13 protein-coding genes are annotated in these 17,803 nt (G+C 52.9%); 10 read left to right on the top strand and 3 right to left on the bottom strand.

Annotated elements, in window-relative coordinates:
- Positions 1-57 precede the first annotated feature (57 nt).
- From M8006_RS08645 to lipB, 3 genes are all read left to right on the top strand, one after another.
- Positions 58-1,215, top strand: a complete 1,158-nt coding sequence (locus M8006_RS08645; RefSeq protein ID WP_250081332.1) for a D-alanyl-D-alanine carboxypeptidase family protein — start codon at positions 58-60, stop codon at positions 1,213-1,215.
- A gap of 79 nt (positions 1,216-1,294) precedes the next feature.
- The gene (locus tag M8006_RS08640) at positions 1,295-1,612 is read left to right on the top strand and encodes an HP0495 family protein (RefSeq protein ID WP_250081229.1); all 318 of its coding nucleotides are present in this window, start codon (positions 1,295-1,297) and stop codon (positions 1,610-1,612) included.
- Positions 1,613-1,615: 3 nt separating this feature from the next.
- The gene (lipB, locus tag M8006_RS08635; protein ID WP_250081226.1) at positions 1,616-2,269 is read left to right on the top strand and encodes a lipoyl(octanoyl) transferase LipB; all 654 of its coding nucleotides are present in this window, start codon (positions 1,616-1,618) and stop codon (positions 2,267-2,269) included.
- On the opposite strand, the gene lipA is transcribed toward lipB, so the two are convergent.
- A complete protein-coding gene (gene lipA, locus M8006_RS08630) occupies positions 2,266-3,321 on the bottom strand; it encodes a lipoyl synthase (protein ID WP_250081224.1) in 1,056 nt (351 codons plus the stop codon). The two genes, lipB and lipA, sit on opposite strands and share 4 nt — an antisense overlap.
- 236 nt (positions 3,322-3,557) lie before the next feature.
- Between lipA and M8006_RS08625 the strand changes: the two genes are divergently transcribed.
- From M8006_RS08625 to M8006_RS08600, 6 genes are all read left to right on the top strand, one after another.
- Positions 3,558-5,987, top strand: coding sequence for a DUF3141 domain-containing protein (locus M8006_RS08625; protein ID WP_250081222.1), 2,430 nt, complete (start codon positions 3,558-3,560; stop codon positions 5,985-5,987).
- 321 nt (positions 5,988-6,308) lie between these two features.
- Positions 6,309-8,936, top strand: a complete 2,628-nt coding sequence (gene topA, locus M8006_RS08620; RefSeq protein ID WP_250081220.1) for a type I DNA topoisomerase — start codon at positions 6,309-6,311, stop codon at positions 8,934-8,936.
- Positions 8,933-9,394, top strand: coding sequence for a DUF6586 family protein (locus M8006_RS08615; RefSeq protein WP_250081218.1), 462 nt, complete (start codon positions 8,933-8,935; stop codon positions 9,392-9,394). Before topA ends, M8006_RS08615 begins: the two co-directional genes overlap by 4 nt.
- 212 nt (positions 9,395-9,606) lie before the next feature.
- Positions 9,607-10,071 (top strand): 2-hydroxyacyl-CoA dehydratase, encoded by a 465-nt coding sequence (locus M8006_RS08610; protein WP_250081216.1) that lies wholly within the window; start codon positions 9,607-9,609, stop codon positions 10,069-10,071.
- Positions 10,072-10,092: 21 nt separating this feature from the next.
- Positions 10,093-10,734 carry a L,D-transpeptidase family protein gene (locus tag M8006_RS08605; protein WP_430886816.1) on the top strand — a complete coding sequence of 214 codons (642 nt, stop codon included), beginning with the start codon at positions 10,093-10,095 and terminating at the stop codon, positions 10,732-10,734.
- Positions 10,735-10,942: 208 nt separating this feature from the next.
- Positions 10,943-11,206 carry an Lpp/OprI family alanine-zipper lipoprotein gene (locus M8006_RS08600; RefSeq protein ID WP_250081211.1) on the top strand — a complete coding sequence of 88 codons (264 nt, stop codon included), beginning with the start codon at positions 10,943-10,945 and terminating at the stop codon, positions 11,204-11,206.
- A gap of 127 nt (positions 11,207-11,333) precedes the next feature.
- On the opposite strand, the gene M8006_RS08595 is transcribed toward M8006_RS08600, so the two are convergent.
- On the bottom strand, positions 11,334-12,473 hold the full coding sequence (locus M8006_RS08595; RefSeq protein ID WP_250081210.1) for a L,D-transpeptidase family protein: 1,140 nt from the start codon (positions 12,471-12,473) through the stop codon (positions 11,334-11,336).
- Complete coding sequence (gene mfd / locus M8006_RS08590) at positions 12,470-15,919, bottom strand: transcription-repair coupling factor (protein WP_250081207.1); 3,450 nt, start codon at positions 15,917-15,919, stop codon at positions 12,470-12,472. Before mfd ends, M8006_RS08595 begins: the two co-directional genes overlap by 4 nt.
- Before the next feature lie 295 nt (positions 15,920-16,214).
- Here mfd and M8006_RS08585 point away from each other — a divergent pair, with 295 nt between their 5' ends.
- A complete protein-coding gene (locus tag M8006_RS08585; RefSeq protein WP_250081205.1) occupies positions 16,215-17,678 on the top strand; it encodes a glyceraldehyde-3-phosphate dehydrogenase in 1,464 nt (487 codons plus the stop codon).
- Positions 17,679-17,803: the final 125 nt, after the last annotated feature.

Genomic DNA, 17,803 nt, shown 5'->3' with positions numbered 1-17,803 from the left:
GTTTTTATATTGCGTCGTTTTTGTTGTCGTTTTGGCCTTGGCTTCCTCGCGCTGTTGATGGCCGCTGTGGTGATGACAGCTGCGTTACCGGTTTCTGCGCAGGTGATTTCTCAGCCACAAACCATTATTCCCGCCTCGCCTCAGCTGGCAGCTAAATCGTGGATATTGATGGATGCCAATAGCGGGCATGTGCTTGCACAGCAGAACGCCGATCAGCGATTGCCGCCGGCGAGTCTTACCAAACTGATGACCGCGTTCTTGGTCGAGCGCGAGCTTAACCGTGGCACCATTGATTTTGATGACATGGTAAGCGTGAGCGAAAAAGCGTGGCGCACTGGCGGCTCCAAGATGTTTATTGAAGTGGGCACGCAGGTCTCTGTTGAAGACTTATTGCACGGCATTATTATCGTCTCAGGAAACGATGCTAGCGTGGCAATGGCAGAGCACCTCGCTGGTGGCCAGGGGCCTTTTGCGGATTTGATGAACCAGCACGCGGCAAGACTTGGCATGGATAACACCAATTTTGAAAACCCGACGGGCTTGCCGGGCGAAAATCACTACTCCAGCGCTCGGGATATGGCGCTTCTCGCGCAGCACATCATTAACGACTACCCCGAGCACTATGCGACCTACTCCGAACGAACATTTTCCTTTGGTGGGATTGATCAGCCGAATCGCAACCGCCTTTTGTGGCGTGACCCGAGTGTGGATGGCCTGAAGACAGGCTGGACCTCTGAGGCGGGTTATGGGCTTGTGGCGTCGGCTAAGCGCGATGGAATGCGTCTAATATCGGTGGTTATGGGGACCGATTCAGAAGAGGCGCGTGCCCAAGAAACACAGAAGCTTTTGAGTTATGGCTTTCGCTTTTATGAAACCATGAACCTTTACGAGCGTGGCGCTGTTTTGGCCACACCGCGTATTTGGGGCGGAGAGCATAATGAAGTGCGCATTGGCGTCGACGAAGAAGTTTATATGACGCTGCCGCGTAACCGTAACGATGAGCTACGCGCCCGGCTGAATATGAATAACGACCTTAATGCACCGATATCCATGGGCGATGACGTCGGGACGCTGGAAGTGGTGTTGGGAGACGAGGTCGTCGGTGAACGGCGCCTCGTCGCACTGGAAAGCGTCGAAGAAGGGGGGCTTTTTAAGCGCCTAATTGACCAAGTGCGTCGTTTTTTTAGTGGTCTCTTGAGCAATTTTCTGGACTAAAAATATCGTCTTGATAAGTGTTCTTGATGGTGCGTCATGCAACGTGACAAAGCCTATCAATCGATTAGCAGGTGAATAAATGACTCCGAAAGGCAAGCAAGGTTTTCGAGATATGCGCCCTGCGGTGGCGACACAGAAAAAGCCGCCGAAAATCACCTTTCCTTGCGACTACCCCATCAAAGTGGTTGGCGATGCGGCGTCGGATTTCCCCGCCACGGTATGCCAAGTGTTAGTTCGCCACGCGCCAGACTTCGATGAAACCTCAATGCAGGTAGTCGATAGCCGCAACGGCCGCTTTCAGTCGGTGAGAGTAACCATTCGCGCTACCGGCGAGACACAGCTGAATCAGCTGTTTCTCGACTTAAAAGCGACCGGCCGCGTCCACATGGTTGTGTAGAGCATGGCTGAGGATTTGCCGCCAATTGAGCTTCACCGCCTGGGGCGTCGCTCTTACCAGCCGGTGTGGGAAGCCATGCGCGAGCTCAACGATACTCGTGACGTTGAGACACCAGATCAGTTTTGGCTGGTGGAGCATGAGCCGGTCTTTACTCAGGGGCAGGCAGGAAAGCCTGAGCATTTATTGATGCCAGGCGATATTCCCGTGGTACAAACCGACCGTGGTGGCCAAGTCACCTATCATGGCCCAGGCCAGGTGGTGCTTTATCCACTATTGGATGTTAGACGCGCCAAAATAGGCGTTCGGGAACTCGTCACGGCAATTGAAAATGCCGTGATTGATGTGCTGGCAAGCTATCATGTTGTGGCGAAAGCGCGCCCGGATGCCCCCGGGGTATACGTTGAGGCGGCGTCAAGCGAGGCGAAAGTGGCGTCTTTGGGGCTTCGTATACGCCGAGGCGGCAGTTTCCACGGTGTAGCGCTTAATGTGGATGGCGATTTATCGCCTTTTGCGCGCATTAACCCATGTGGTTACGCCGGTATGCAAATGACGCGGCTAGCGGACTTAACCGACCAGCCGGTCAATTGTGAAACGGTGGGAGAGCAGCTCGCGCAAGCGCTTGCGGCGCGTATCGAGTGTCGCTTGATCACTCGCTAGCCTACGTGCTGCACAGGGATGCGGTTTTCGTCTTTGCTTTGCTGGCCGGGAACTGCCGCCGGGGAAGCAAGGCCTAGGTTATTTTTCTCGAAGACGCGATCAGCGCGATAGCTAGAACGTACTAGCGGCCCGGAAGCGACTTCCATAAAGCCTTTTTCTAGCCCTAGCAAGCGATAGTGCTCGAACTCTTCAGGCGTCACGTAGCGCTCAACTGGCAAGTGGTTTTTTGTTGGGCGTAGGTACTGTCCTAACGTGACGATGTCGACGCCGATCTCTCGCAATTCATCGAAGGTGTGCAGAATCTCGGCTTCGGTCTCGCCAAGCCCCAGCATCAAGCTCGTTTTGGTGAGTACATTGGGACGATGCTTTTTCGCGTGGGCCAGTACATCAAGGGTTTTACGGTAGCCCGCACGCGGATCACGCACGCGGCTGGTTAAACGCTCGACGGTTTCAACGTTTTGCGCAAATACCTCAAGCCCTGAATCGACCACGCGCTCTATTGCGGCAGGTTCAGCGTCGAAATCGGGGGTCAATGCTTCAACAACCACTTCGGGCGTGTGCGTTTTAATAGCTTGAATACAGTTAGCATAGTGGGCGGCACCGCCGTCATCGAGATCATCGCGATCAACCGAGGTCAACACAATATAACGTAGCCCCATGAGCTTGACCGATTTGGCGGTATTTTCCGGCTCTTCAGCGTCAAGCCAACCCTTGGGGTTGCCAGTGTCGACAGCACAGAAGCGGCACGCCCGGGTGCATACCGAGCCCATCAGCATGATCGTGGCGGTGCCGTTACTCCAGCACTCGCCCATATTGGGGCAGTGGGATTCGGCACACACGGTGCTTAAATTGTGGGTAGCCACGTTTTTTTTCACCGCTTCAAAACGCTCGCCCCCCGGAATTTGGGCTCGCAACCATTTGGGTTTACGTTCAAGTGATGGCGCATCGTCTTGGGTTTTGCCCTGTTTGATACCATCTTTAATGACGGCCATGCCCTGCTCATTGCGAAATTTTGTGCCGCTAGATACACGCTGCGAGGAGTTATCGCTCATAGATGAGAGCCTCTACTGTGGGTACGGGTCGATTACGACAGAGGTCTATATGACGCAATGTAACATATTTGGTTAAAAACGGGAGACAGCACGCTTAAGCAGGCCACAATGAAAACAAGATAATGGATAAATTTCGATTCTTTGTCGACGTTTGGTGGTTGCTTGGCTTACACTATATTGCGTTGCAGCATAATAGCTATCGGGTCTACTGTTTTTTATGACCCAAGGGAGAATCCATGAACTTTCTCACCAATCCTACCGCACTTGCTGAGAACTATCTCGGCGCATCCTTGCTTTCTACGGTATTTGACCCCTTTGGTTTTGGTCGTGCTGCTATAGATTACTGGCGCGATGGATTTGAGCGCAGTGTGCTTTATTGGGATGTCATGCGTCAGCGTGGCAATCAGTACCTTGAGCACATGGAGTGCACGAAACCCAGTGTACTGGGGTTTGAAACCGAAGTGTTGATGGACGGTCGGCAATTGCCACGCCCCACCAACTATGAGTTATTACGCGTGTTGGCTCCTGAGGGTGTTGAAATTGATGCGCAAAAACGCCCCTTTGTGGTAGTGGACCCACGTGCTGGCCATGGTCCCGGTATTGGGGGATTTAAGCCTGATAGTGAGCTTGGGGTGGCACTGCGTGCAGGACACCCCTGCTATTTCGTGGGCTTTCTGCCGTACCCTGAGCCGGGGCAGACGGTAGAGGACGTCGTTGAATCAGAAATTGCCTTTTTGCGCTATATAGGCGAGCTACACGCCGACACCACGGAAAAACCGATGGTAGTGGGTAATTGCCAAGCTGGCTGGCAAGTGATGATGGCAGCGGCGCTGGAGCCAGACCTTTTCGGCCCGATTCTGATTGCTGGTGCGCCGCTCTCCTATTGGGCGGGCGAACGTGGCAAAGCGCCAATGCGCTATACCGGTGGGATGACCGGCGGCAGCTGGATTACGGAACTTACCAATGACATGGGTAACGGTCTTTTCGACGGTGCCTGGCTGGTACAGAATTTCGAGCGCCTAAACCCCGCTAACACGTACTGGAAAAAGCAGTACAACCTGTTTGAAAGCATCGATACCGAAGCGCAGCGCTACCTTGAATTTGAGCGCTGGTGGGGCGGTCATGTACTGCTTGGCGGCGAAGAGATTCAGTACATCGTCAATAATCTTTTCATTGGTAATCGCCTTTCAACCGCGCAGTTGGTAACCAGCGATGGCCGTCGTATTGACCTGCGTAACGTGCGCTCACCAGTGGTTGTGTTTTGCTCGCGCGGTGATGATATTACGCCTCCACCACAGGCGTTAGGCTGGATTCGTGATTTATACGAGGGCGAAGAAGATATCATTGCCAACGAACAAACCATCGTTTATTGCCAACATGACACCACCGGCCATCTGGGTATCTTCGTTTCGGGCAGCGTCTCGCGCAAAGAGCACTCGGAATTTACGGCTAACATGGATTACATCGATGTGATGCCGCCAGGGTTGTATGAAACTAAGATTACCAAGGCAGATGAACGCCCGGACGCCGAACTGATTGAGCGTGATTATCTGCTGGAATTTGAAGCGCGTAACTTCGATGAGTTGGACCAAGAGGTTAAGCACAGCCCAGAAGATGATCGTCGTTTTGCTACCGTGGCACGTCTATCTGAGATTAATTTAGGTTTCTATCGGTTGGCGGTACAGCCTTGGCTACAATCGATCACGACGCCTGAGACCGCGCGCTGGGGACGTCGCATGCACCCCATTCGTCTGCGTTATCGCTTGATGTCCGATCGTAACCCCTTCACTGTGCCGCTGCCGTTGATGGCGGAAATGGTACGCGAAAATCGTCACCCAGTGGCGCAAGATAACCTCTTTAAAACCCTTGAAGGGTTTGCTTCCGATCAGATTGTTTCGAGCCTGAACGCTGTGCGCGATTGGCGTGATAGCAGCATTGAGCGAATGTTCTTGGATATTTACGGTCAGCCTTTGCTGCAAGCAGCGGTGGGTCTGTTTGGTGATGCCAATGTTCATCGCAATCGCCCTGGGGCCGCACCTGAGCACCGTCGCTTTATTGAACAGCGCCAAGAAGAAATCCGTGAGCGCATGGCGGAAGGAGGCGAGCATGAAGCGGTAATGCGTGCTGTGATCTACGTGCTGGGCGGGGCTCCCGCTACCGACGAGCGTAACTTCAAGCGCTTACGGGCAACGCGTGCCGAGCTAGAGCCAGGCAAAAATCTTTGTGATTTTAAAAAGCTGGTGCGTGATCAGTTCTTTACTCTTAAGCACGACCAAGAGAAAGCGCTGGAGACTTTACCGCAACTGCTTAAAGGTCAGACTAACGAGCAAATTGACGGGCATATCGCACACCTGGATCACGTGTTTGCCGCTAGCGGGGATTTATCGGAACACGCAGCGGCACGCTTTGATCAAGTGAAGGCGCTGTTTGACCAGGCACGCCCGGAAAAGCCGTCTGAGTCAACGCCACAAGCCTCAAAGCAGGAAGCGCCAAAGCAAGAGGCTTCAAAGCAGGAAGCGTCGCAACCTGATTCACCTGCACCGGCGGGTGAATCGTCTGCGGAGACGTCTTCGGCAAGTCAAACGGCAACAGCTCAACCGTCGACGGCGCAGAATAAGTCAGCCACTAACGCACCGACACGAAAACGAACAACGCGTAAACGTTAAATGCTGATGTCGCAAAACGCCCTGGCTTGAACGCCGGGGTGTTTTGCGTAGGGCTTTATGTTTTGTATAGGGTCGGGTGTTTTGCATAAGAGGAGAGGTTGCCGTTTCGTGTTGGGCAGTCTAGTGTCTAGCTTAGATTCTGCCGTCAGCCGCTGATTTATCACATAAATCACTAGGGCTGGCGCTCCGTCAAGGCGTGGGGTAGGGTAGGCGCATTTTTTCACGTACACGTTATCCGACGTATCATTACGTGCTGATTATTGAAACGTTTTATTCAAAACGCCGCCTGAGTTAGCCGGCATATCATTTAAGTGGAGCACTATGGGCAAGTCACTGGTCATCGTCGAGTCGCCTGCTAAAGCGAAGACGATCAATAAATATCTCGGCAACGATTTCATCGTGAAGTCGAGTGTAGGTCACATTCGTGATCTGCCGACCAGCGGCTCGGGTAAGGCAGCCTCCGACCCTAAAGAGCGCGCTCGTCAAGCAGCCCTCACGCGCAAAATGTCAGCGGACGAGAAAGTCGTCTACAAAAAGCGTAAAGCGCACGACCAGCTGATTCGGCGAATGGGTATCGACCCGACTAACGGTTGGGAAGCGAACTACGAGATTTTACCCGGCAAAGAAAAGGTCGTTGCGGAGCTCAAGAAGCTGGCGGAAAAGGCCGATGCCGTTTATCTCGCGACGGATTTGGACCGCGAAGGGGAGGCGATTGCCTGGCACCTGCGCGAGACCATCGGCGGGGATAATGAGCGCTACAAGCGTGTTGTCTTTAACGAAATCACCCAAAATGCCATTCAAGATGCATTCAAGGCGCCAGGCGCGCTCAATATCCCGCGGGTAGAAGCGCAGCAAGCGCGACGCTTTCTCGACCGGGTGGTGGGTTTTATGCTTTCGCCGCTGCTTTGGGCGAAAATTGCCCGAGGTCTCTCCGCGGGGCGTGTGCAGTCCGTGGCGGTACGTTTAATTGTCGAGCGCGAGCGCGAAATTCGCGCGTTTATTCCTGAAGAATTTTGGGATGTGCATGCCGATCTTGCGACATCTGATGGCGAGCTCGTGCGCTTTGCGCTGGCACGTCAAGATGGCAAGGCTTTCCGACCCACATCGGAAAAAGAAACGCTGGAACGCATCGCCGCGCTGAGACAAGCCAACCTTGCGATCACTTCGCGCGAGGCCAAGCCAACCCGTTCAAAGCCTAATGCTCCCTTTATTACGTCAACGTTGCAGCAAGCAGCGAGTAGCCGCCTAGGGTTTTCCGTCAAGAAAACCATGACCATGGCGCAACGCTTATACGAAGCCGGTTACATCACCTATATGCGTACGGATTCCACCAACCTCTCTAAAGAGGCCGTGGAAAGCGCACGTGCGTTTATCGGTGAGGCATATGGTGATCGCTACTTGCCTGAAGCACCCATTCGTTATAGTAGCAAAGAGAGTGCGCAAGAGGCGCACGAGGCGATCCGCCCTTCCAGTGTTGAGCGAAAAGCCACTGAGTTAGTGAGTATGGAGCGCGATGCCGAACGGCTTTACGAACTTATTTGGCGCCAATTCGTGGCTTGTCAGATGACCCCAGCTGAGTATTTATCCACCACCCTGAGTGTGGAAGTCGATGGCTATGAGCTACGTGCGAAAGGCCGGGTGCTCAAATTTGATGGCTTCACCCGCGTAATGAAACCGGCAGGGAAAAACGAAGACCAAAGCCTTCCCGACCTGCCGGAAGGGACACCCTTAACACTAGAAACCCTTGACCCGCAGCAGCACTTTACCAAGCCTTCGGCTCGCTATTCCGAGGCAGCGTTGGTCAAGGAGCTGGAAAAACAAGGCATTGGTCGTCCCTCGACGTATGCATCGATCATCTCCACCATTCAAGATCGTGGTTATGTGAAGCTAGAAAATCGCCGTTTTTATGCCGAAAAATTGGGCGATATCGTCACCGAGCGCTTGAAAGAGTCTTTCCCCGATTTGATGGATTACTCGTTCACGGCGCGTATGGAAGATAGCTTAGATGAAGTCGCTGAAGGTGAACGTAACTGGCAAGCGCTGCTGGATGCGTTCTACCAAGAGTTCCGCGAGGAGCTAGCGCAGGCTGAAAGCGAAGATGGCATGCGCCCCAATCAGCCGGTACCAACGGATATCGACTGCCCGAGCTGTGGTCGCAAAATGCAGATTCGCACTGCTTCCACCGGGGTGTTTTTAGGCTGTAGCGGATACAACCTACCGCCTAAAGAGCGCTGCAAAACCACGATTGATTTGATTCCCGGTGAAGAGGCAGTCGCCTCCGACGCGGGCGAAGAGGCCGAGGCGGAAGCGCTGCGTGCCAAACGCCGTTGCCCTAAATGCGGTACGGCGATGGATAACTACCTGATCGATGAAACCCGTAAGCTGCATATCTGCGGTGACAGCCCGGATTGCGATGGCTACGAAATCGAAACTGGTAAGTTCAAGATCAAAGGTTACGATGGCCCGGTTATCGAATGTGATAAGTGCGGCAGCGAAATGCAGCTTAAATCAGGCCGCTTTGGCAAGTACTTCGGCTGCACCAACAGCGAGTGTAAGAATACGCGTAAATTGCTGAAAAGCGGGGAAGTAGCGCCGCCGAAGATGGATCCGATCCCTATGCCTGAACTTGAGTGCCAGAAAGTAGATGATCACTACGTGCTGCGCGATGGCGCCAGTGGTCTCTTCCTGGCGGCGAGCAAATTCCCTAAAAATCGTGAAACGCGCCCTCCGCTGGTAAAAGAGCTCAAGGCACACGGCGATGAATTACCGGAAAAGTACCACTTCATTCTCGATGCGCCCAGCGAGGATCCTGATGGCCGACCGGCGCAAATTCGTTTTTCACGCAAAAATAAAGCGCAGTACGTGATGACCGACGAAAATGGCAAGGCCACCGGTTGGAAAGCGACGTTTGAGAACAGTAAGTGGCATGTGGAGGATAAGCGAAAATGACACCGCTCGCTCGGACAAACCAGCTGCTTTATCAAGCCGAGCTGTTGATCACGACGCCGGTAGCCGACGATGAGGAGGCTACCTCGCGTAAAATGGCACTTGAAGAGAGTGCCCTTGCGCTTATGGAGCTGGCGCTTGAATCGCATCTCAAAGAAGTCACAGAGCACGCCCGGCTTGCCGAGCATCGCTGGCCGCTTTTGCTGGCCGCTGATGGCCCAGCCGTGGCTGAACTCCTGCGCCTTCGTGACTTGGCTGGTGACGCGGATTCCTGGCTCGGTTGGCTGATTTTTCAACTGGATCGTCTGCACAGCAACGAAGGCGCGGCGAAGCGTCCAACCCACAATTCTTCGATGATTGCGTTGGGCAGCCAAGCAGCCTTTGCCGATGAGTTGATGGCGTGTATCAAAAACGCTAAGGCTGAAATCGCCGCGCTGCGGGAAACCAGCGAAGAGTGGTAATAAAAATAATAGGGCTAACAACAGGGCTAACGAGATACGTAGTAAGAGACGACAATAGCCTTTAAACGCTACATCAATGGTTAGATAGCCAGAAACTGCCGTTTCCTCTACGCTAGTAGGCCAAAATTTTATGTCGTGAGGCTTTTTAACCATCTTGTTAAAGCTGACCGATTTGTCAAAACGAGACATCCTAGATAACCAAGGAGAAGCGCATGCGCTACCACCAGGTAAAAGATCTGGTCGTTTGGGCCGCTGATTTCCATGCCCGTATGGCTCAGCAGTTTAGCGACGCGGCAGAGAACGCAGACGCTGAGCGATTGAAGATGGCGCTGACTTACCTCGCTAATCGAGAGTTGCGCATGAAAACCGGCTTGGAAGATATTTTCTCCGATGGTTCTGATCATCGCGACGTGTTGAATACGTGGTTTGATGATCCCACGGATTTTCCGCAACCGCCAAAGCTTGAGAAGTTGGTGGAAAGCGCCGACTACAGCAACGTTGATGTTGCTATGCAAACGGTCATTGAGGCTCATAAAACGCTTCAGACACTGTATGAGTACCGTTCTGCTAAAGCGGCAATTGAGCCAGAAGAAGAGTTTTTTACCTCTTTAGCGCAAGGGCACGAAGCAGAAGTACGGCGTATCGTGACAAGCCTTGAAGAGTTTATCGACCTCTAATGCTGACGCCTTGAGAGTGACATTATGCCGGTAAGCAGACGCCAATTTCTCACCTACGCGCTGGGGTTGCCCATATCGGCCTATATCCCCGGCGCTATGGCGAATGTGTTGAACGATGTACTCGTTGAGCCTGATTTGATTGAAACGCTGATCTCGCGGGCGCATGTACCACGGCACAGCGACGAGATTTGGGTCTTGGTTGATGACGATGAGGCATCTCTTAGCATTTATCGAGGCAATGCTCGGCTTGAACGATTCGCCCCCGTATCGCTTGGCCGATCGGGTGCGAAAACCCAGCGTTTGCGCGGCAGTAATGTGACCCCGTTGGGAGAGTTTCGTATCAATCGGTTTAACTATGCGAGTAAGTGGCATATTTTTGCCGGGGTGGATTACCCAACACCCGCTCACGCACGCATGGCGCTGACAAACGGCGTATATACACAACAAGAGTACGATGATTACTTCGCCTATTACCGTCGTTACGGCACTCCTCCGCAAGATACCGTGTTGGGTGGAGCAATTGGCGTGCACGGTTTAGGCGATGCGGATCCTGATATTCACGCCAAGTATCACTGGACGCAGGGGTGTGTGGCGTTAACAAATGCGCAAATTGAGCGTCTGGTTGAATTAGTCGACGTTGGCACACGGGTTGTGATCCGCTAGGCTAACGCCGTTGGATGATATTCAGCTATTGAATAAGCAGCTATAGACAAACGTTGTGGTCTATAATAAAACAGCGTTTGACGCTTGTGCCTATCAGCACATGTGGCTGCAATAAACCTGCACCGCAGGTAGACAAGGTTAACGTTTCTCACTATGGTTAACGTTGTCACCTTTAACGTAGTACCAAGGAAGACCCAAGGAGAACATTATGACTCTGAAGACGACTCTTAAGATGTCTGCCGCTGCCGCTTCACTGGCAATCTTGGCAGGTTGTGCTTCTACCAGCGCGCTGGAAGAAGTTCGCGTGACAGCTGAATCTGCCCAGGCAGATGCCGCTGAAGCACGTAGCATGGCTTCTCAAGCAATGAATACTGCAAACCAGGCTCAGCGTGATGCGCGTGCTGCCATGCAGATGTCTGAGCAGAACCGTGAAGAAATGAACCGCATGTTTGAGCGTTCCATGCAGAAGTAATTCTGTTGGTTTACGCTTTAAGGCTTCGGCCTTTTGCGGTGTCGCCTCATTTATGAAGTGATGAGTGACGCAAAAAACCCTGCTTCGGCAGGGTTTTTTGTTTTTAGTAGGGTGTTAACACGATGCGTTACGCATCGCTTTTCACCTTTGCGGTTGCCTCAAGCTTAAGGGCATCAAAAAAGTTGGCGTCCCATTTAAGCCGAACGGGCTCTTTTTTTGGGGCTTGCGGACCGTAAAGAGCCATCATATGTCCATTGGACTGCTCAAGGGCGCGTTTAATCTGGGCGTAATCTACCGTAATGTCGTCGCCTTCTGTTTTTTCCGATACTTGATTGAGCGCGTTAAGTAAGGGCTCAAAGCTATCCATGTTTTCTTTAAGCTGTGGAAACGACTGCACAAAGAGGGTGCCATCTTCCGCCCAGCCCGCTTTGAAGGGAGTATCAATCAAGTTAACTTTTGTTCCGCTGGGAAGTCGTTCATAGAGCGATTCAATATCTTCTGGGTACATGCGAATACATCCACGACTGACCCGCATGCCTACGCCGTCTGGGCGGTTGGTGCCATGTATTAAATAGCTGGGCATATTCAGCAAAATAGCGTGTTCACCTAGCGGGTTATCCGGTCCTGGGGGAACAATGGCGGGAGCTGGATCGCCTCGTTTAGCCGCTTCTCGACGCATCGACGCAGGTGGTGCCCAGGCAGGGTCTTTGACTTTGATGGTGGTACGAGTCACGCCGACCGGCGTGGCAAACTCTTCACGCCCCACGCTCACGGGGTAGGTTTCGACAATACCGGGATTGTCAGCGGGGTAGTAGTAAAGGCGCAGTTCTGAAAGATTGATCACCACCCCTTTACGCGGGACCGGGGGCAAAATGTAGCGGCTAGGAATAATAACCTCCGTCCCTTCGCCAGGTACCCATAGGCTGACCTCAGGGTTGGCCATACGGATCTCTTCAAAGCCAATGTTGTGTCGTCGAGCGATATCAATCAGCGTTTCTTCGTGATTTTCCACCGTGATGGTATAGCGCTCGCCAATCACGTCTCCAGACGTCGGCAGCTGAAACTGCCCACGGGGAAGCGCATTGGGGCGCTGACTGGTTGCTTCTCCTGCTACGATAATAGCGACTTCAACGGCGGTATCGGCCATCGTGCGGTGGTGTGTGTCTTCGTTGTGCGAAGCCGCGTGCAGAGAGGACGCTAACGACACCGTTAACAGGATAGAAAGTGCCGCGGGGAGCCGACAGAGGAGATTCGCGCTTTTCTTCATGCGGCATGTTCCTTTTGGTTAAGTTGATTAAGGAGCGTTTCTAGCTGCTGAAAACGCTCCTCAACGCTTGTCATGGGTAACTCGAAGCGCAGGGTATCGGCGCCTTCCAGGCGGTAGTGCTGTGGCGATTTCTGAATCAACGATACCAGCGTCATTGGGTCTACCTGTGTCTGGGGGTCAAATAAGATCTTACCGCGTGCGTCACCGGCTTCAAGGCGGCTGATGCCTAACTGCTCTGTCCGCTGGCGCAATTGTGTTTGGCGAATCAGGTTCTTCACTGGGGCAGGGAGTAGGCCGAAACGGTCGATCAACTCCACTTGAAGTTCCTTTAGCTCTGCGCTGCTTTGGGTGTTGGCAATGCGTTTGTACATCACTAAGCGTTGCTGGACGTCGTGAATGTAGTCGGCGGGAATGAGCGCAGGCAGGTTCAAGCTAATCTCGACACCGGTGTTAAACGGTGCGTCAATATTTGGTGTTTTGCCTGCACGGATGGCTTTAACGGCGCGATCAAGCATTTCCATATAAAGTGTATAGCCAATGGTTTCCATTTGCCCACTTTGCTCATCGCCTAAGAGTTCACCTGCACCGCGAATTTCCATGTCATGACTGGCAAGGGTAAAGCCGGCGCCTAAATCATCAGAGGCGCTGATGGCTTCAAGACGTTTAACCGCATCGCGAGTCATCGCTTTGGGCGGTGGGGTAAGCAGGTAGGCGTAGGCTTGGTGATGGCTACGACCGACGCGGCCACGCAGTTGGTGCAGCTGGGCTAGGCCGAACTTATCGGCACGCTCAATGATGACCGTGTTGGCACTGGGTACATCGATGCCGGTTTCGATGATGGTAGAACACACCAGTACATTGAAACGTCGGTGGTAAAAATCCGACATGACGCGTTCTAGGCTGCGCTCTGGGAGCTGACCATGGGCGACGGCGACACGTGCTTCGGGTACCAACTCGCGGACCTTTTCCGCCGCATTTTCAATGGTCTTCACTTCGTTGTGTAAGAAGTAGACTTGGCCGCCGCGCAGAATTTCACGCAGTAACGCCTCTTTTATTACACCATCTGCACGCTGTTGCACAAAGGTTTTCACTGATAAGCGCCGCGCTGGAGGGGTGGCAATGATGGAGAGGTCGCGAATGCCGCTCATCGCCATGTTGAGCGTACGTGGAATGGGCGTGGCGGTGAGCGTGAGAATATCGACTTCAGCGCGCAACGTCTTAAGCGTCTCTTTTTGGGAAACGCCAAAGCGATGCTCCTCGTCGATAATCAGCAGCCCCATCTTGGGGAGTTCAACGCTTTTCGAAAGAAGCTTATGGGTGCCAATGACAATGTCCGTTTGACCACGTTTGATGTGGTCTAACGTTTCTTTCATGGCCTTGCCTTGAGTAAAACGTGAAACAAGACTGATATTGACGGCGGTATCGGCAAAGCGGTCGCGAAAGTTTTCAAAGTGTTGGCGTGCAAGCAGGGTAGTGGGGACCAGTACCACCACTTGGCGGCCTGATTGTACGGCTAAAAAAGCGGCGCGCATCGCGACTTCGGTTTTGCCAAAGCCAACATCGCCACACACAACGCGATCCATGGGTTGTGGTGACGTCATATCCTCAATGACGGCATCGATGGCGGCTTCTTGATCGGGGGTTTCCTCAAACGGGAAACTGGCGGCGAAGCGGTCGTACTCTTCATCCGGAGACGTGTAAACCGCGCCTTCTTGGGCTTCACGGCGGGCATAGATGTCCAGTAGCTCAGCGGCAGTATCACGAATTTTTTCCGCGGCTTTTTTCCGCGCTTTTTCCCACTGGTCAGAGCCAAGTTTATGCAGGGGGGCTAACTCATCGTCAGCGCCGCTGTAGCGGGAGATAAGATGCAGGCTGTCAACGGGGACATAGAGTTTGGCCCCACCGGCATATTCCAAGGCGAGAAATTCGTTGGCCATGCCCCCAGCTTCCAGCGTTTCGAGCCCTAAGTAGCGGCCGACGCCGTGTGCCTGATGTACCACAGGCGCCCCTTTTTTAAGCTCTGAAAGGTGGCGTACGGCGAACTCATTTTCGTCAGTGGCTTTTTCTCGCCGACGACTTTGGCGCACGACATTGCCGAATAGCTCGGTTTCGGTAATCACTGCGAGGTTGGGCGTTTCGAGCCATAATCCCTCATCGACTTGACCTTCCGCGATGGCAAACGGCAACTCGCTTTGGGTAAAGATGGAGAAACGATCAACATGGGGAAGGGAAAGAGAAAGTGGTGCGAGGATGTCTTCTAACGCTTCACTGCGGCCACGTGATTCAGCAATGAACAGCACGCGGGTATCAGGACTATCGTGTAAAAATGTGCTTAGCGCGGCCAGGGGGGCTTTGCTGCGCGCATTGATGGTGATATCGGGCAACGCTTTGGCGGCAAACTCATGCGCATGGCGCTGCTCGGGGTTCTTGGTCAGTTCAAGGCGCGGGCGCTGCTTTATAGCGGCAAATATCTCATTGACCGGGAAAAATGCCCGGTGGGGCGGTAGCAAAGGGCGAGTGGGGTCAACGCCCAAATTAGCGTAGCGTGCTTCAATGGCTTCCCAGTGGTGCTCGCCTGCCTCAAACACGCCAGGCAGCAATGCAACGTGAGTGGCGTCGGTAAGGTGCTCAAACAGTGAGGCGGTTTGTTCAAAGAAAAGCGGTAAATACTGTTCAAGGCCTGGCGAGGGAATGCCTTTAATGGCGTCGTTATAGAGCGGGCATTGGCGCGGATCAACGTCAAAAAGCGTCTCAAACTGCTCGCGAAAACAGGCAATAGCGCCACGGCTCAGTGAGTACTCGTGCGCGGGTAGTAGCTCAATGGCATCGACTTTATCGGTGGAGCGTTGAGAGCCCGGGTCAAAATAGCGCAGGGTATCAATTTCGTCATCGAAAAGATCAATGCGAATGGGGGCGTCCATGCCCATGGCGTACAGGTCGATTAACGCGCCGCGCATGGCGTATTCGCCTGGCTCGTATACCGTTTCTACCGCGCGGTAGCCAGCACGTGAAAGCGATTCGCGCAAGGTTTCCCGACCGAGTGTGCCGCCGGATTTGAGCGTCAGTACGCGCCCAGCGATATAGTCGGTCGGTGGCAAGCGCTGCATCAATGTATTGATCGGTACAAGCACGATGCCGTGAACCCCGTCTTGAAGCTCACGCAGTGTCCGCAGTCTAGCCGAAACGATATCCTGGTGTGGTGAAAAACTATCGTAAGGCAGGGTTTCCCAGTCAGGAAAAGGGAGTATGGGAATGTCGCTATAAAATGCCAGCGCTTGCTCAAGGGCTTGAGCGCTTGCTGTACTCGGCGTAATGACTAACAAGGGGGTCGTCGTCGCCATTTGGGCGAGTGCGAGCGCATCGGCACTGCCCGGTGGCGAAACCCAGTAAAGCGTATCGCGAGTGCCTTTTGGTGTGGGCGGGTCTAGTAGTGAAAAAGTTGGCATAATGTACGCATCGGTTGTGCAGAGGCAAAGCATTGATGATACACGATCAATCCATCAGGCGATGGACCCATGGCGTTGATCAATGGCTCATACCATCCTTCAATAGGTGTCGTTACTTAGTGTGGCACTATTATGTAGTCAATGACGCATTTATGTAATCTGCTTACAGCGGCTGCGACTATCCAGTGATTGCAGGGTATGATGTCGACCGGGATAATGCTTCTGACTTTATCTACACCTTTTCTTCATCTTTGGTCTCCATTGCCTAATTTTTCATTACCTAAAGAGGTCGCACGTGAGTCAGCAAACGCTCGAAAACGTTTTTCAAGAATGGCAAAGCAACGAAGCGCTGGCAGAACAGATAATCCCGCTGGTAGGGCGTCTGTATCGCCAAAATAATGTCGTTGCGACCATGTTCGGACGTTCGTTGATCAGGCGGTCGGTCATTCGCATTCTCAAGGATCACCGTTTTGTACGCAAAATTGAGGGCACAGAGCTCTCCGTGCAAGAGACGTTTTCTATCATTAAGGCCATGTGCGAGCTTAATCTTGGCCCAGCGCACGTTGATGTAGGGAAGCTTGCCGTCACGCTGAAAAAGCAAGGTGGCGGTGATGTTGAAGCCTTCCTGCGCAAAGAGCTCCACGAAATTGTTGACGGTTATCAGCCAGGTGCTAGCACTGGAGAGCCAAAAGACGTGGTGCTTTATGGCTTTGGTCGTATTGGTCGTTTGCTAGCGCGTATTTTGGTCGAGAAAGCTGGTGGCGGTAGCCTTCTACGTCTACGCGCTATTGTTGTGCGCGGCCGGGGGGATGTGGCAAAAGATCTGGAAAAACGGGCCAGTCTGCTGCGCCGCGACTCGGTTCATGGGCCGTTTGAAGGTACGATCAGCGTGGATGTTGATGCGCGTACGTTGATTGTTAACGGTAATGTGGTGCAGGTGATTTATGCCGATTCGCCAGCCGACGTGGATTATACCCAGTACGATATTCAGAATGCCGTTGTGGTAGATAACACGGGTATGTGGCGCGATGAAGCAGGGCTGGGTCAGCATCTGGAGTGCAAAGGGGCGTCTAAGACGCTCTTAACCGCCCCGGGTAAAGGCGATATCAAAAATATTGTTTATGGCATTAATCACGACGACGTTACCGAAAACGATACCATCTTGTCGGCGGCCTCTTGTACCACCAACGCGATTGTGCCGGTGTTAAAAGTGCTTAATGACGAGTACGGCGTTGTAACAGGCCACGTTGAGACCGTTCACGCTTACACGAACGATCAGAACTTGATCGATAATTACCATAAAGGTGATCGTCGTGGTCGTAGCGCGGCGCTTAATATGGTGCTGACGGAAACGGGTGCGGCGAAAGCCGTGGCAAAAGCGCTGCCAGAGCTAGATGGCAAGCTGACGGGTAATGCGATCCGCGTACCGACGCCGAACGTTTCCATGGCGATTCTCAATCTGACGTTAGACAAAGGAACGGACGCCGAAGCGCTTAACGAATACCTTCGCCTTATGTCGATCAATTCAGCCTATCAAAAGCAGATTGATTTCGTCGATTCACCGGAAGTGGTGTCTTCAGATTTTGTGGGCAATCGTCATGCCGGGATCGTTGATGCAAAAGCCACCATTGCTAATGGTAATCACGCAGTTGTTTACGTTTGGTACGATAACGAGTTCGGTTACAGTTGCCAGGTAGTGCGCATTCTGCAGCAAATGTCTAACGTAAGTTTTTTAAAGCTACCTCGCACTGAGAGCTAATTTGCCGTTTTACATTGTATTCAACGCCGCCTTCGGGTGGCGTTTGTCGTTGTGATAATGCGATTTGGGCACGTCTATAGCACTTTTGGCGTGAGCTTGGGATGTGGTCTTTGGCCGCGCTTATC

It is taken from the genome of Halomonas llamarensis, assembly GCF_023555005.1.
In the GTDB taxonomy this organism is placed as follows: Bacteria; Pseudomonadota; Gammaproteobacteria; order Pseudomonadales; family Halomonadaceae; genus Vreelandella; species Vreelandella llamarensis.
This window is presented reverse-complemented; position numbering and strand designations above follow the sequence as displayed.

What these genes read in the sequence shown, in the direction of transcription:
- M8006_RS08595 (WP_250081210.1), bottom strand. Translation starts at nt 12,473, where the DNA reads ATGAAGAAAAGCGCGAATCTCCTCTGTCGGCTCCCCGCGGCACTTTCT.
- topA (WP_250081220.1), top strand. Translation starts at nt 6,309, where the DNA reads ATGGGCAAGTCACTGGTCATCGTCGAGTCGCCTGCTAAAGCGAAGACG.
- M8006_RS08615 (WP_250081218.1), top strand. Translation starts at nt 8,933, where the DNA reads ATGACACCGCTCGCTCGGACAAACCAGCTGCTTTATCAAGCCGAGCTG.
- lipA (WP_250081224.1), bottom strand. Translation starts at nt 3,321, where the DNA reads ATGAGCGATAACTCCTCGCAGCGTGTATCTAGCGGCACAAAATTTCGC.
- lipB (WP_250081226.1), top strand. Translation starts at nt 1,616, where the DNA reads ATGGCTGAGGATTTGCCGCCAATTGAGCTTCACCGCCTGGGGCGTCGC.
- M8006_RS08625 (WP_250081222.1), top strand. Translation starts at nt 3,558, where the DNA reads ATGAACTTTCTCACCAATCCTACCGCACTTGCTGAGAACTATCTCGGC.
- M8006_RS08645 (WP_250081332.1), top strand. Translation starts at nt 58, where the DNA reads ATGGCCGCTGTGGTGATGACAGCTGCGTTACCGGTTTCTGCGCAGGTG.
- M8006_RS08600 (WP_250081211.1), top strand. Translation starts at nt 10,943, where the DNA reads ATGACTCTGAAGACGACTCTTAAGATGTCTGCCGCTGCCGCTTCACTG.
- M8006_RS08610 (WP_250081216.1), top strand. Translation starts at nt 9,607, where the DNA reads ATGCGCTACCACCAGGTAAAAGATCTGGTCGTTTGGGCCGCTGATTTC.
- mfd (WP_250081207.1), bottom strand. Translation starts at nt 15,919, where the DNA reads ATGCCAACTTTTTCACTACTAGACCCGCCCACACCAAAAGGCACTCGC.
- M8006_RS08640 (WP_250081229.1), top strand. Translation starts at nt 1,295, where the DNA reads ATGACTCCGAAAGGCAAGCAAGGTTTTCGAGATATGCGCCCTGCGGTG.